The 14,568-nt window shown below is 53.4% G+C and carries 15 protein-coding genes; 9 read left to right on the forward strand and 6 right to left on the reverse strand.

Going from position 1 to position 14,568, the window contains the following annotated elements; translation table 11 throughout:
• Positions 1-4: 4 nt before the first annotated feature.
• From BN1969_RS15030 to BN1969_RS15040, 3 genes are read left to right on the forward strand one after another with little or no spacing between them, the layout of a single operon-like run.
• Positions 5-325 (forward strand): hypothetical protein, encoded by a 321-nt coding sequence (locus tag BN1969_RS15030; RefSeq protein ID WP_050625026.1) that lies wholly within the window; start codon positions 5-7, stop codon positions 323-325.
• An 18-nt stretch (positions 326-343) separates the two neighbouring features.
• Positions 344-712: a phage holin, LLH family gene (locus BN1969_RS15035; RefSeq protein WP_050625027.1), complete on the forward strand. Its 369-nt coding sequence runs from the start codon at positions 344-346 to the stop codon at positions 710-712.
• A complete protein-coding gene (locus tag BN1969_RS15040) occupies positions 705-1,733 on the forward strand; it encodes an N-acetylmuramoyl-L-alanine amidase (protein ID WP_050625028.1) in 1,029 nt (342 codons plus the stop codon). Before BN1969_RS15035 ends, BN1969_RS15040 begins: the two co-directional genes overlap by 8 nt.
• 352 nt (positions 1,734-2,085) lie before the next feature.
• Here the strand turns inward: BN1969_RS15040 and BN1969_RS15045 are convergent, their stop codons facing one another.
• Positions 2,086-2,619: a helix-turn-helix domain-containing protein gene (locus BN1969_RS15045; protein ID WP_016412723.1), complete on the reverse strand. Its 534-nt coding sequence runs from the start codon at positions 2,617-2,619 to the stop codon at positions 2,086-2,088.
• 189 nt (positions 2,620-2,808) lie between these two features.
• On the opposite strand from BN1969_RS15045, the gene BN1969_RS15050 reads away from it, so the two are divergent.
• From BN1969_RS15050 to tet, 6 genes are all read left to right on the forward strand, one after another.
• The gene (locus BN1969_RS15050; protein WP_016412724.1) at positions 2,809-2,997 is read left to right on the forward strand and encodes a helix-turn-helix transcriptional regulator; all 189 of its coding nucleotides are present in this window, start codon (positions 2,809-2,811) and stop codon (positions 2,995-2,997) included.
• On the forward strand, positions 2,998-4,074 hold the full coding sequence (locus tag BN1969_RS15055; RefSeq protein WP_016412725.1) for a site-specific integrase: 1,077 nt from the start codon (positions 2,998-3,000) through the stop codon (positions 4,072-4,074). It abuts the gene before it with no gap.
• Complete coding sequence (locus BN1969_RS15060; protein ID WP_016412726.1) at positions 4,074-4,394, forward strand: plasmid mobilization protein; 321 nt, start codon at positions 4,074-4,076, stop codon at positions 4,392-4,394. Before BN1969_RS15055 ends, BN1969_RS15060 begins: the two co-directional genes overlap by 1 nt.
• Positions 4,395-4,401: 7 nt before the next feature.
• Positions 4,402-5,556 carry a helicase RepA family protein gene (locus tag BN1969_RS15065; RefSeq protein ID WP_019541683.1) on the forward strand — a complete coding sequence of 385 codons (1,155 nt, stop codon included), beginning with the start codon at positions 4,402-4,404 and terminating at the stop codon, positions 5,554-5,556.
• 320 nt (positions 5,557-5,876) lie between these two features.
• Positions 5,877-7,220: a plasmid recombination protein gene (locus BN1969_RS15070; RefSeq protein ID WP_031583917.1), complete on the forward strand. Its 1,344-nt coding sequence runs from the start codon at positions 5,877-5,879 to the stop codon at positions 7,218-7,220.
• 508 nt (positions 7,221-7,728) lie between these two features.
• Positions 7,729-9,648 (forward strand): TetM/TetW/TetO/TetS family tetracycline resistance ribosomal protection protein, encoded by a 1,920-nt coding sequence (tet, locus tag BN1969_RS15075; RefSeq protein WP_050625029.1) that lies wholly within the window; start codon positions 7,729-7,731, stop codon positions 9,646-9,648.
• A 514-nt stretch (positions 9,649-10,162) separates the two neighbouring features.
• On the opposite strand, the gene BN1969_RS17335 is transcribed toward tet, so the two are convergent.
• From BN1969_RS17335 to BN1969_RS15095, 5 genes are read right to left on the reverse strand one after another with little or no spacing between them, the layout of a single operon-like run.
• A complete protein-coding gene (locus tag BN1969_RS17335) occupies positions 10,163-10,411 on the reverse strand; it encodes an adenine nucleotide alpha hydrolase family protein (RefSeq protein ID WP_272867241.1) in 249 nt (82 codons plus the stop codon).
• Between the two features lie 13 nt (positions 10,412-10,424).
• Positions 10,425-10,856 (reverse strand): Fe-S cluster assembly scaffold protein NifU, encoded by a 432-nt coding sequence (gene nifU / locus BN1969_RS15080; RefSeq protein WP_050625030.1) that lies wholly within the window; start codon positions 10,854-10,856, stop codon positions 10,425-10,427.
• 11 nt (positions 10,857-10,867) lie between these two features.
• On the reverse strand, positions 10,868-12,058 hold the full coding sequence (nifS, locus tag BN1969_RS15085) for a cysteine desulfurase NifS (protein WP_082203621.1): 1,191 nt from the start codon (positions 12,056-12,058) through the stop codon (positions 10,868-10,870).
• Positions 12,055-13,008 (reverse strand): cysteine synthase A, encoded by a 954-nt coding sequence (cysK, locus tag BN1969_RS15090; protein WP_050625032.1) that lies wholly within the window; start codon positions 13,006-13,008, stop codon positions 12,055-12,057. Before cysK ends, nifS begins: the two co-directional genes overlap by 4 nt.
• Positions 13,009-13,010: 2 nt before the next feature.
• Complete coding sequence (locus tag BN1969_RS15095) at positions 13,011-14,300, reverse strand: O-acetylhomoserine aminocarboxypropyltransferase/cysteine synthase family protein (protein WP_050625033.1); 1,290 nt, start codon at positions 14,298-14,300, stop codon at positions 13,011-13,013.
• Positions 14,301-14,568: the final 268 nt, after the last annotated feature.

Raw genomic sequence — 14,568 nt, forward strand, 5'->3', positions numbered from 1 at the left:
CGCTATGGCTGGTAAGTATGAGGGGAAACGCGCCAAGACGCGCCGCCCATGGGAGTTCAAAAAGAAGCTCGCTGCGTGGGCCGTCCTTATTGCCACGGCCACCGCCGTAGCTTCCTACATCCTCGCCTACCTGGACAAGCAGACCGCGAGCGATGTTACCACCACCATCTTTACCGCCTGCATCGGCTATCTGGTGAGCTATGCGGCGGCATCCACCACCGAAAAAGTCAGTCGAAACCGCCACGGGCTGGACGCTGACGGAAACCCATTCCAAACCAACAACACAGAGGGCGGGTCCGACACCAGCGGACCTACACTCGGATAAAAACAAGGAGGATTTATCATGTACGACATCACCCCTATCATCGAAGCTGTGGCCGCTCTGATCGGCGTCATCGTTACCTGTGTGCTCATCCCGTTCATCAAGTCCAAGACCACGGCATCCCAGCAGGCGGAAATCAACGCCTGGGTCAAAATCGCCGTCTCCGCTGCTGAGCAGATTTTCAAGGGCAGCGGGCACGGAGAAGAGAAGAAGCAGTACGTTATTGCCTGGCTGAAAGAGCGCGGCGTCACTGTGAATGAGAATGAGCTTGACGCGCTCATCGAGGCCGCCGTCTATGAGCTGACCCAGGGCATCATCCCTCTGGAGGGCATCGCCATTGAGACCACTACCGAAGTCAGCGAGGACAAGGAGGAAACCAACCATGAGTAACAGCAGCCTTGCGACCTATACCCTCATCAGCCCCAACAAGAACAGTCCCCGCAATCATAAAATCGACACCATCAGCATCCATTGTTTCGTCGGCCAAGTGACCGCTAAGCGCGGGTGTGAGGTCTTCCAGCCCTCCAGCAAGCAAGCGTCCTGCAACTACGTTGTGGGCTATGACGGCTCCATCGGCCTGTGCGTGGAGGAAAAGGACCGGAGCTGGTGTACCTCCAGCTCCTCCAACGACCACCGCGCCATTACCATTGAGACGGCCAGCGAGAACAAGGCCCCCTACAAGGTCACGGCGGCGGCCTATGCCGCGCTGCTGGACCTTGTGACGGATATTTGCCGCCGGAACGGGGCCAAGAAGCTGCTCTGGTTCGGGGACAAGGCGAAGACCCTTGCCTATGCCCCCAAGTCCGGGGAGATGGTGATGACCGTTCACCGCTGGTTTGCGAACAAGTCTTGCCCCGGCGATTACCTCTACAACCTCCACGGCGAGATTGCCGCCGAGGTCACGAAGCGGCTGGGTGGCAGCTCCAGCACCACCAGCCCCAGCACCGGCACCGGCGCATCCGGCAGCGCTCAGACAGCCGTAAACTACACGGTGAAAGTGACAGCGACGGACCTCAATATCCGTTCCGGCCCCGGCACCAACTACGGCAGCAAGGGCGCTATCAACCCCGGCGTCTACACCATCGTTGCGGAGGCCGGCGGCACCGGCGCTTCCAAGTGGGGCAAGCTCAAGAGCGGAGCCGGGTGGATTTCTTTGGACTACGCCACCAAGAACGGCACCAGCAGCTCTACGGCGTCCAAGGCCGTGACGGTGGGCAGCACCGTCACCATCCAGGCCGGGGCCGTCTACGGCGGCCTCGCCACCTCCAGAGGGGCCAAGGTCCCGGACTACGTGAGCGGCAAGAACCGCCGGTACACCGTGAAGCAGATCGCCACCCACAAGGGGGTCCAGGAGGCGCTTCTCAAGGAAATCACGTCCTGGGTTGCGCTGTCCTACCTGACCGTGGTATAATCTGCGCGTGGAATTGTTTTGGCATTACGCCGCCTGAAAGCGGTGGAGACTATGGAGAAACACCGCAACACAGGACAGGCAGATAGACCGAAATACCGCGAAAAATAAGGCGAAACAGCCCCCATCAATCGAGTGGGAGTGATTTTTTGAAACTCCGAACCCGTTGTGGCACAACGATTTTACGGTTTTATATCTCTCTTTTGATAACGATTTGATAACGCTCCCCATATACCGTATCATTCTATATTCCCACTGGATTGCGGGTAAAGAATGCTTTTTTACGGCTTATAAGTGAGGACAACCATATTAGAAAGCCCTTACCGATGGCAACGTCGGTAAGGGCTTTTGCTGTCTATTCGTCTATGTCAAGCCTGTCCCGGAACGCTTCTACCAGAAAATCGCTCAACTCTTTGGAGGGGACTTTGGCCCAGCGGTGAGTGGTGTCGTACTTGGGGTAGTTGTACCGCCAGCGGTCATAGTCTTCCCTGGTGATCTCCCCGGCCTCCAGCTTCTTGGCCTGCTCCGCCCAGGCGGACAGCATATCAAGCATATTGGTATAGGTCTTGCCTTTGGATTTGTCCAGACGCAGACAAACCTCGCCGTCAATCTCCCCAATAGTCAGCCCCCGAATATCCTCCAAAGCAAAGAGGGTGTGCATCAGGCCGATGTCGGTATCTATGTCAGGGACGGTCAGGGCATCAGGGGAAATATCAAAGAAGTCAGCCAGTGTCTTTGTCAGGTCGGCCTTGGGGGTGCGGCTCCCGGTTTCATACTGTGCCATACGCACATCGGCGGAGCGTTCCGGGAAACCCACCACCATGCCAAGATACTTCTGTGTGATGCCCTTCATGTTGCGGAAGAAACGAATACGTTCACCAATCGCCATAACTGCCAACTCCAATCTATGTAATGGGGACACTTGAAGTATAACAGATATGTTTAGACCAGTCAAGAGAAAAATAAATAAATTTGTTTATATTTTCTCGTTGGAAGGTCTTGACATAACGGAATAGAGTTAGTATAATAGGACTACGTTAAGCAAATAGCGTTAAATCAAAAGAAAGGAGGAATCCATATGGAGAACAGATTCATCCGGGCGGAAGAAGTTGCGGACGAGCTGGGTGTATCGAAGCCCTACGCCTATAAACTCATCCGGCAGCTCAACGAAGAATTGAAGGACAAGGGCTTCATCACCATCGCAGGGCGGGTCAACCGCCAGTATTTCAACGAACGGCTCTACGGGGCCAGAAAGGAAGGGAACTAAATGCCAGTCTTTAAGGACGAAGCAAGAGGAACATGGTACGTCATGGTGCGGTATCAGGACTGGACGGGGGAGCGCAAACAGAAGTGCAAGCGTGGCTTTGCCACCAAACGGGAGGCCCAGGAGTGGGAGCGCAGTTTCCAGATGCAGACCTCCGGCGACCTGGATATGACCTTTGAAGCCTTTACCGAGCTTTACACCAAGGATGTGAAACCCCGGCTCAAGGAGAACACCTGGCTGACCAAGGAGAACATCATCCAGAAGAAAATTCTGCCCTACTTTGGCAAGCGGAAGATTAGCGAGATCACCACCAAGGACGTGATCGCATGGCAGAACGAGTTGCTGGCCTACCGGGACGAGAAGCGCAAGCCCTATTCGGCTACCTATCTCAAAACCCTGCACAACCAGCTTAGCGCCATCTTCAATCACGCCGTCCGCTTCTATGAGCTGCGCTCCAATCCCGCCGCCAAGGCTGGAAACATGGGGTCAGAGGAACGGAAGGAAATGCTGTTCTGGACGAAAGCGGAGTACCAGAAGTTTGCGGACGCCATGATGGACAAGCCCGTTTCCTACTACGCCTTTGAAATGCTCTACTGGTGTGGTATTCGGGAGGGGGAACTGCTGGCCCTGACCCCGGCAGACTTTGACTTTGAGGCCGGGACGGTGAAAATCAGCAAGTCCTATCAGCGGCTCCACGGCAAGGACGTCATTACCACGCCAAAGACGAAGAAAAGCAACCGCACCATTAAAATGCCCAACTTCCTCTGTGACGAGATGAAGGACTACCTGGGGATGCTCTACGGCATCAAGAAGAAGGAGCGCATTTTCACCATCACGAAAAGCTATCTCCACCATGAGATGGACAGAGGGGCGAAGTCGGCAGGGGTCAAGCGTATCAGAATCCACGACCTCCGGCATTCGCACATCTCACTTCTGATTGACATGGGCTTCTCCGCTGTGGCGATTGCTGACCGCGTGGGGCATGAGAGTATCGAGATCACCTACCGCTACGCCCACCTGTTTCCGTCCAAGCAGACGGAGATGGCGGACAAACTGGACTTTGAAAGGATGGGAGCGTAATGTCAGCTAAGAATTTGGACACTCACAACCGCTGGAGGAACAAGACCGTGGCCTTCCGGGTATCCCCGGAGGAAAACGAGCAGATCGACGCCGCTGTGCGGCTCTCTGGCCTGACGAAGCAAGACTACATCACCAAGCGGCTCCTGTGCCGGGACGTGGTAGTGCAGGGCAATCCCAGGGTGTATAAGGCCCTGCGGGACGAACTGGCCACTGTGCTGGCCGAGCTGTGGCGGATCAGGGACGGGGCCAACGTGGACAGCGAGCTGCTGGACACCATTCGGATGATCGCCGCTATCATGGGCGGCATGAAGGAGGATTGATAGATTGATGGATTCCAGAGAAACGAAAAGGACTGTCCCGGTTCCGTCTGCGCCAACAGACGGGGAACAGCCCATTTCACAAACAACTGCCAAAAGTATAGCAGAGGAAACGGCTGAAAACAACCCCCAAGAGGAAAGTTTGGAAGAAATGCTCCGAGATATGCGGCGCATGAGCGACCCGGCCTACCTCCACACGGTTTCTATGAACGACCTTTACCAGAACATCTACCAGAGCAGACCGCCCGTCATTGACGGTCTGCTCTACCCTGGGACATACCTCTTTGCGGGAGCGCCCAAGGTGGGCAAGTCGTTCCTGATGGCTCAGCTTGCCTACCATGTCAGCATGGGCCTCCCCCTGTGGGGCTATCCTGTTCACAAGGGGACTGTCCTCTACCTGGCGTTGGAGGACGACCACCGCCGCTTGCAGGGGCGGCTATACCGAATGTTCGGCACAGAGGGCACCGACAATCTGCTCTTTGCGGTCTACGCCAAACAGCTTGGCGTTGGCCTGGAGGAACAGCTAAAGAAGTTCGTCCGGGAACACCCGAACACCAAGCTGATTATCATTGACACTCTCCAGAAAATCCGGGAGGCTGGCGGGGATAAGTACAGCTATGCCAATGATTACGAAGTGGTGGGGAAACTGAAACGCCTTGCCGATGATTGCGGCGTCTGCCTCCTGCTGGTACATCACACCCGCAAACAACAGGCCGATGATAAGTTCGATATGATTTCCGGCACCAACGGCCTGCTCGGAGCGGCGGACGGGGCCTTTCTTCTTCAAAAGGAGAAGCGGACAGACGGCAGCGCCGTTCTGGACGTGGCCGGGCGTGACCAGCAAGACCAGCGATTCTATCTTACCAAGGACAAGGAACGGCTGATATGGACGCTGGAGCGTACGGAAACGGAGGCATGGACAGAGCCGCCCGACCCGGTGCTGGAGGCCATAGCCGCCCTTGTGACGGTGGAGAAGCCGACCTGGGGTGGTACGGCCACCGAGCTGGTAGCGGCGCTCCAGACTGACATGAAGCCCAACGCCCTGGCGATGCGGCTAAACGTCCGGGCCGGGAAGCTGCTGACAGACTACCACATCCGCTATGAGAACAGCAGGAGCCACGCCGGGAGAAGTATCAGCCTGACGCTGGAACCGTCCCAGGCGTGACGACCGTGACGGCTGTGACGGCTTTTTTGAGAGTGGCGGCGGTGTCTGAAACATCGTCACGGTCGTCACGGCTGTCACGGGGAGCAGCAAAGTTTAGGCGGGGTGCAGGGTGCCCTTTTCAAAGGGCGGCCCTGCTGGGGGAGGCAACCGCAGTTGCCGGGGGCAAAGCCCCCACACCCCCTCGGAGAGCCCACGACACTTTGCAGACCGAAGGGATGAAAGTGTCATAGTGGGTTATTACACTTCCCGCAGGAAGTGCCTCCCCCGAACCCCCGTCCTCTTTCAACAACCCAACATCTGAAACAGGAGGATTTTTGCCTATGGCGAGAGGCGACGGTATTGACCGTACCAACGCAAGAAATATGAGGCTGACCGAAACCAAGATCGGTAACACCCAGCAGCACAACGAGCGTGAGAAGGATTCCTATGTCAATCAGGACATTGTACTGGAGCGGACGCCGCTCAATGTCCATTTCAAAACCCCGTCTGCCGGGTATCGAGAGATGTTTGCTCGAATGGAGGCTGATGGCGTGATTTCCACTCGTGGTATCAAGGAGGATGCCTTTCGATATGGTGAGCTGGTCTTTGACGTAAACTCCGCTTACTTCTACAACCACGGCGGCTATGACTTTGCAAAACAATTTTACACCGAAGCATACAAAGCCGCAATCAAAATCGTGGGCGGAGAGCAGTATATTTTGTCGGCGGTCATGCACGCTGACGAGCGCAACCGGGCCATGTCCGAGGCGCTGGGGGAGGACGTGTACCACTACCACCTCCATGTGGTTTATATCCCGGTAGTGGAGAAGGAGATACGCTGGACAAAGCGGTGCAAGGACAAGTCCCTGGTGGGCAAGGTCAAGGAAACGATCATGCAGGTGAGCATGAGCAAGAAGTGGGCGTCCAAGCCCATTCTGGACGAAACCACCGGGGAGCCGTTACGCACAGCTAAGGGCAAACCCGTTCTACGAAAGTCGTACAGTGTCCTGCAAGATGATTTCTTTGAGCATATGCGCTCCGCTGGCTATGACGATGTAGAGCGTGGGGAACGTGGTAGTTCCGAAGAACATTTGACTGTTACGCAGTTCAAGACGGAGCGTGAGCAGGAACGGCTTGCACAGCTTCAAGAGGTGTCGGCGCTGGCCCAGGTTGAGGCCGACAAAAAGAATAAGGAGGCAGCATCAGCTGAGAAGAAAGCGGCCCAGGCCAGGGCTAAGCTGGACGATGTAGCGCCCTTGCTCAAGGGCATGGAGAAACTGGCGGCGGACTTCTCCGACGACCCGGAGCGGACGCTGCCGGAGGCGGGGCCGCTGGAATCGGCCAAGTCCTACCGGGAGAAAAAGGCCAAGCCCCTTTGGGAGAAGATCGTCAAGGTGCTGCGCTCCGTCTACCGGGCCTACTTCGACCTCAAGAGCAAGTTTGAGCGGTTGCAGAGCGCCTATGATCGTGAGGTCAGTAAGAACGGCTCCCTGTCAGCCAGGATTTATGAGGTTTGTGCCGAGAGGGACGGCTTGAAAGGGCAAGTCAGGGACTATGAGCGGGTCAGACGGGCCATTGGCCCGGAACAGGCGGACAGGATACTGGAGGCAGCTTACCAGCAGGAACAGGTCGAAAAGGAGCGGAAATGGGGTGCAAGGTCAAAAATGAGGGTAGGCGCACGATAATCACAAAAAATGGAGGTAATTTCATGGAAAAGTACATCTTTGACGAGGGCAACGGTCTGTGGTATGAGTTGCAGAGGGACTAACAATATTCGGGCGTGTGCGGCGGAAATCGTGGACACAGAAATTATTTGCGCATGAGGCCCCAAATCGGAGGGTGTCCCGGTGAATGCCCTCCTGATTTATTTGGGACAGCGGGTAAAAACTTCTTGCATTTTAGAGTGTGCTATGCTATACTGCTGTCATCCTGATTTGAGGAGTCTATTCAACATGCGGCAAGGTATTCTTAAATAAAATTTGATAATGGGCACAAAAATAATTGCCCCTTGCAGGGGCTTGGTTTTTGTACCCAATTTAAGAATGCTTTTGCCTTTTTATCAAATATCGTGACGGATAACGGCTCATGTTAGCTGAATGCGTTTCTATGTATCCGAAGTCATGATCCCCAGCGGTAAAAGTATTTGCCGCTGGGGATTTTTGCGCCCTTTTGGGCCTTGTATGGAGGATAGACATGAACATTATCAATATCGGGATTCTTGCCCATGTAGATGCGGGCAAGACGACACTGACAGAAAGCCTGCTGTATGCCAGCGGAACCATTTCAGAGCCGGGGAGCGTCGAAAAAGGGACAACGAGAACGGACACTATGTTTTTGGAGCGGCAGCGTGGAATTACCATTCAAACGGCAGTCACTTCTTTCCAGTGGCACAGTTGTAAAGTCAATATTGTGGATACTCCCGGCCACATGGATTTCTTGGCAGAGGTATACCGCTCTCTGGCTGTTTTGGACGGGGCCATCTTGGTGCTCTCCGCTAAAGATGGCGTGCAGGCCCAGACCCGTGTTCTGTTCCATGCCCTACGGAAATTGAACATCCCCACCATTATCTTTATCAACAAGATCGACCAGGTTGGCATTGATTTGGAGAGCGTATATCAGTCTGTTCGGGATAAGCTCTCCGCTGATATTATCATCAAGCAGACAGTGTCGCTGTCCTCGAAAATAACTCTGACAGAAAACACTAGTGCAGAGGTGTGGGATTCGGTCATCGAAAATAACGATGAGTTATTGGCAAAGTATATCGCAGGAGAATCAATCAGTCAGAAAGAACTTGCGCAAGAAGAACAGCGGCGAGTTCAAGACGCCTCCCTGCTCCCGGTCTATCATGGTAGCGCCAAAAACGGCCTTGGCATTCAACAGTTGATGGATGCGGTGATAGGGCTGTTCCAATCGACCAAGGAACAGGGGAGCGCCGCCCTGTGCGGTAGAGTTTTTAAGGTGGAGTATACAGATTGCGGCCAGAGGCTTGTCTATCTGCGGCTATACAGCGGAACGCTGCGTCTGCGGGATACGGTGGCCCTGGCCGGGAGAGAAAAGCTGAAAATCACAGAGATGCGTATTCCATCCAAAGGGGAGATTGTTCGGACAGATACCGCCCATAAGGGCGAAATTGTCATCCTTCCCAGCGACAGCTTGAGATTAAACGATATATTGGGGGACAAAACCCAACTTCCTCGTGAAATGTGGAGTGATGTTCCCTTCCCTATGCTGCGGACGACGATTACGCCAAAAACGGCAGAGCAAAGAGACCGGTTGCTGGACGCTCTTACGCAAATTGCGGATACTGACCCGCTTTTGCACTACGAGGTGGATTCCACCACCCATGAGATCATTCTTTCTTTTTTGGGTCGGATGCAGTTGGAGGTTGTTTCCGCTTTGCTGACGGAAAAATACAAGATTGAAACAGCAGTGAAGGAACCCACCGTCATTTATTTAGAGCGGCCGCTCAAAGTGGCCAGTCACACCATCCATATCGAGGTGCCGCCTAACCCGTTTTGGGCATCTATCGGACTGTCTGTTACACCGCTCCCGCTTGGCTCCGGTGTAAAATACGAGAGCCGGGTTTCCCTGGGATACCTGAACCAGAGTTTTCAAAACGCTGTCATGGATGGTATCCGTTACGGTTTGGGGCAAGGCTTGTGTGGCTGGAACGTAACGGACTGTAAGATTTGCTTTGAATATGGACTTTACTATAGCCCGGTCAGTACGCCGGCGGACTTCCGCTCATTGGCCCCGATTGTATTGGAACAGGCATTGAAGAAATCTGGGACGCAGTTGCTGGAACCTTATCTCTCCTTCACCCTCTATGCGCCCCAGGAATACCTTTCCAGGGCTTATCATGATGCGCCGAAATACTGTGCCACCATCGAAACGGCCCAGATAAAAAAGGATGAAGTTGTCTTTACTGGCGAGATTCCCGCCCGTTGCATACAGGCATACCGTACTGATTTGGCCTTTTACACCAACGGGCGGAGCGTGTGCCTGACGGAACTGAAAGGGTATCAGGCCACTGTCGGCGAGCCAGTCATCCAGCCCCGTCGTCCAAACAGCCGTTTGGATAAGGTGCGCCATATGTTCAGTAAGATTCCTTGATACGCCACAGCAAGGATGGTTATTGCATTTCCCTGCCTTTCGTGGTAAAATGTAGTTGTAAACCACCAGAGAAAACAACAACCCTGCTACCCCCCGTTATCACCACCGATAACAATTTGATAACAGCCCATCGTATAGGCTGGATAATATGGACACATCAAATAATCAAAAAAATGAGGTATCAAATTTATGAAGCAAAATCCGTTAAACACGATGCCCAACAACGAGTGGGAATAAGTTCAGAAGCCTAGAAAAGCCTGATTTTACTAGGTTTTTGAGGGGTTAAGGCCTTCTGTTCCAACGATTTTGCAACATTTTTTCATGATTCATAAAAAGAGAGCTAACTGATCTTGATTCGTCAGTTAGCTCTCTTTCTGCTGATAGTATCTTTTACGGTATATAGGCTCTGCATATTTGGCTATCTAAAGCGATGGTCAACCATTCAAACTTTTGATATCTCTGCATTCTTTCCATACCCTAACAGGTGGCAGCAAAGTCTATGGTCTTTTGAATATTAGCTTTGGATGTTTTTTTCAGTTACCTTACTGCGGAAGTTATCTCTAAAATTAAACACATAATAGGGCACTCCTGTTCTGAACGCAACACTTCGCGCATCCTCCACATCTTCCAGAGCACAAAAGGTTCGGCTCCGAGCAGTTTCCGTAGATGGATCATCAAATAGCTTCATGGTGCATCCAACGTAGTCATAGCCTCTATTCTGTGTCAGCAGAGCGGCGACGCTGCTGTCAACACCGCCGCTCATAGCGATCAAGCTTTCACCTGCTGCAGTGAGCACAATGCTCACAATCCGGGAACAGGCTGTGGTCATAAGGAATGCCATTTTTATCGTAATAATCCTTAACCGCCTTTTTTATAGCCTCCTCCGCCAATACAGAGCAATGGAGTTTATGAGCCGGAAGTCCATCTAATGCTTCAGTAACGGCCTTGTTGGTCAGTGCAAGGGCATCGGTCAACGATTTGCCCTTAATCAGCTCTGTTGCCATAGAACTGGAAGCAATGGCGCTGCCGCAGCCGAATGTTTCAAACTTCACATCGGTAATGGTGTTATCCGCGATCTTCAGATAGATCTTCATAATGTCCCCGCAGACAGGATTACCAACCTCTCCAACACCGTCTGCATCGTCTATGATACCTACATTCCGAGGATTTCGGAAATGATCCATTACTTTATCGCTATACAAAGCCATAGACACACCTCTTATCTTTCAAATATGTGGGGCCGTTTACCATTGACCAAATCTCTCCAGAAAGGAGAGATATTCCGCAGATAGTTTACCACATCTGTGACGGCAAGAATGATCTCATCGATATCTGCTTCTGTCATGTCCTCGCCGAGGCTGAGCCGCAGAGAACCATGGGCGACCTCGTGGGGTCTGCCGATCGCCAGCAGCACATGACTGGGATCAAGAGAGCCGCTTGTACAAGCGGAGCCGGAGGAAGCGCAGATACCCTTGTCATCCAGCAGAAGCAAGAGCGATTCACCTTCGATGCCCTCAAAACAGAAATTCACATTACCGGGCAGCCGATGTTTGTGATCGCCGTTCAGTTCGCTATAAGGAATCTGATCCAATCCATGGATCAGCCGCTCCCGCAGGACCGTTAGTTTTGCGCTGTGCTCGTCCATGGCCGCACAGGCTTCTTCCAGCGCCGCTGCCATGCCCATGATGGCAGGGATATTCTCTGTACCCGCGCGTTTTCCGCGCTCCTGCGCGCCGCCGTTGATTATAGTTTCCAGGATAATACCGCGCTTGGCATACAAAGCACCGATTCCCTTCGGACCGTGAAATTTGTGTGCGGAAAGGGAGAGCATATCGATGTTCTGTTCTTTTACATCAATGTGCAGGTGTCCCGCCGCCTGTACTGCATCTGTATGAAACAGCACGCCTTTCTCCCGGCAAATAGCCCCAATCTCTGTGACGGGCTGAATAGTACCGATCTCGTTGTTTGCATACATGATGGTCACAAGGCAGGTGTCTTCCCGGATGGCTTCAGCCACCTGCTCCGGCCTCAAAAGTCCTGTATTGTGTACATCCAGAAGGGTGACCTCAAAGCCTTGCTTTTTCAATTTTTCCAGGGTATGCAAAACGGCATGGTGTTCAAACGCCGTGGAAACAATATGCTTTTTGCCTCTGCGCATCCCCAGCGCAGCGGCGGTCATAATGGCCTGGTTATCCGCCTCGCTACCTCCGGAGGTAAACGTGACCTCCCGCGGATCGGCATGGAGGCAGGCCGCGATCCGGCTCCGGGCATTTTCCAGCGCTTCCTTGGCCTGCTGTCCAAAGGCGTAGAGGCTGGAAGGGTTGCCGTAATATTCTTCCATATAGGGCAGCATAGCATCGATAGCCGCCTTGCTCATTTTGGTGGTTGCAGCATTGTCTGCGTAAATCATAATATACTCCTCGGTCTTTCATCTGCAAACATGGGAGTGGAAAGGTATCTGTCGCCGGTGTCCGGCAGCAGGGCCACAATGGTCTTACCCTTGTTTTCGGGGCGCTTTGCCAGCTCTACAGCAGCCCAGACAGCGGCGCCGGACGAGATGCCCACCAGCACTCCCTCCTGCTGTCCCACACGTCTGCCATATTCAAAGGCATCCTCATTGGACACTGCCAGGACTTCATCATAGATCTCGGCGTTCAGGTTGTCTGGCACAAAGCCTGCGCCGATGCCCTGGATCTTGTGGGCTCCGGCCACTCCCTGAGAAAGGACCGGAGAGGCCGCCGGCTCCACCGCTGCCACCTTGACAGCGGGGTTCCGACTCTTGAGATATTCGCCCACACCGGTAATGGTGCCGCCCGTACCCACACCGGCAACAAAGATATCCACCTCGCCGTCGGTATCTGCCCAGATCTCCGGGCCAGTAGTGGCGCGGTGCGCGGCGGGGTTTGCCGGGTTGACGAATTGGCCGGGAATAAAGCTGTCCGGAATTTCCTTTGCCAGCTCCTCTGCTTTGGCAATGGCTCCCTTCATTCCCTTCACCCCCTCGGTGAGCACCAGCTCCGCGCCATACGCCTTCATCAGCTGGCGGCGCTCCACGCTCATGGTGTCGGGCATGACAAGGATGATGCGGTAGCCCCTTGCCGCGGCAACAGATGCCAGGCCAATTCCCGTGTTGCCGGAGGTAGGTTCAATAATAACTGACCGGGTATTCAGCGATCCCTTCGCTTCGGCATCATCGATCATGGCTTTCGCAATACGATCCTTAACAGATCCGGCGGGGTTGAGGTATTCCAGCTTTGCCAAGATCCTGGCTTCCAGGCCCTCGAATCTTTCAATATGGGTAAGCTCCAGCAAAGGCGTCTTGCCGATGAGCTGGTCAGCAGAAGTATAAATGTTTGCCATGGTCATACCTCCTTGACACGCTGGAACGCCTGCTCCAGATCTGCGATAATGTCATCAATGTGCTCTGTGCCGATGGAAAGACGGATGGTATTCTGGTAAATTCCCACGTTCTCCAGTTCCTCCTCCGTCAGCTGGCTGTGTGTGGTGGAAGCTGGATGAATCACCAAACTTTTGACGTCCGCTACATTGGCCAGCAAAGAGAAAATCTTCAAATTGTCAATAAACCGGAAGGCATCCTCCCGTCCGCCCTTGATTTGGAATGTAAAAATGGAAGCGCCGCCGTTCGGAAAATACTTTTCGTACAGCGCGTGATCCGGATGTTCCGGCAGAGAAGGATGATTGACTTTTTCCACCTGGGGATGGGAAGTCAGGTATTTCACCACTTTCTTTGCGTTCTCCACATGACGTTCCAGCCGGAGACTCAGGGTTTCCGTACCCTGAAGCAGCAGAAAAGCCGCAAAGGGACTGATGCAGGCACCCTCGTCCCGCAGCAGGATTGCGCGGATATAGGTAACAAAAGCGGCCTTTCCCGCAGCCTCTGTAAACTTTACGCCATGGTAGCTGGGATTCGCTGCGCTGATCCAGGGGTATTTTCCGCTTGCCGCCCAATCAAAGCTGCCGCCGTCCACAATGATACCGCCCAGGGTCGTGCCGTGGCCGCCAATGAACTTGGTGGCGGAGTGGATCACAATGTCAGCGCCGTGTTCAATGGGACGGATCAGATAGGGGGTGCCGAATGTATTATCGATTACCAGCGGCAGTCCATATTTGTGAGCAATGTCAGCAATGGCGTCAATGTCAGGAATATCACTGTTGGGGTTGCCCAGGGTCTCAATGTAGATGGCCTTGGTGTTGGGCTGGATCGCATGTTCCACGGCGGCGAGGTCGTGGACATCCACAAAGCTGGAGTTGATGCCGTAGAGTGGCAAGGTGTGGGCCAACAGATTACTGGTGCCGCCGTAGATGGTCTTTTGTGCTACAATGTGCTCTCCCTGTTTTGCAAGCGCCTGAATGGTATAGGTGATCGCGGCGGCGCCAGAGGCGACAGCCAGACCGGCAACGCCGCCCTCCAATGCGGAAATGCGCTGTTCAAAAACACCTTGGGTGGAATTGGTCAGGCGGCCATAGATGTTGCCTGTATCAGCCAGACCAAAGCGATCTGCTGCGTGCTGACTGTTATGAAATACATAAGAAGTGGTAGCGTAGATGGGAACCGCACGGGCATCAGATGCAGGGTCAGGGTGCTCCTGGCCCACATGGAGTTGGAGCGTTTCAAATTTGTAATCAGACATAGTTGTGTTCCTTTCTGTCCCATGATTTATTTTGCTAGGAAGAACAGATAACACATTCGTCCGAAACGGAAGTTATTCCGCAGAAGTCTGAAAAAGTGTTTTTGCATAACCGGCTCCTTTTACCCACGGAATTGGTATGTATAATGTTATACCACCATTTTCCTACTAAGTCAAGGGGTAATTAAAAAGTTGCTGTTGCGTATTTGTAGGAATACAATACACGTTCGTGGGGAATTTTTTATAATAGCCCTTGACAAGTAGAGGGCAT

The organism is Clostridium phoceensis (assembly GCF_001244495.1).
Classification (GTDB): domain Bacteria; phylum Bacillota; class Clostridia; order Oscillospirales; family Oscillospiraceae; genus Lawsonibacter; species Lawsonibacter asaccharolyticus.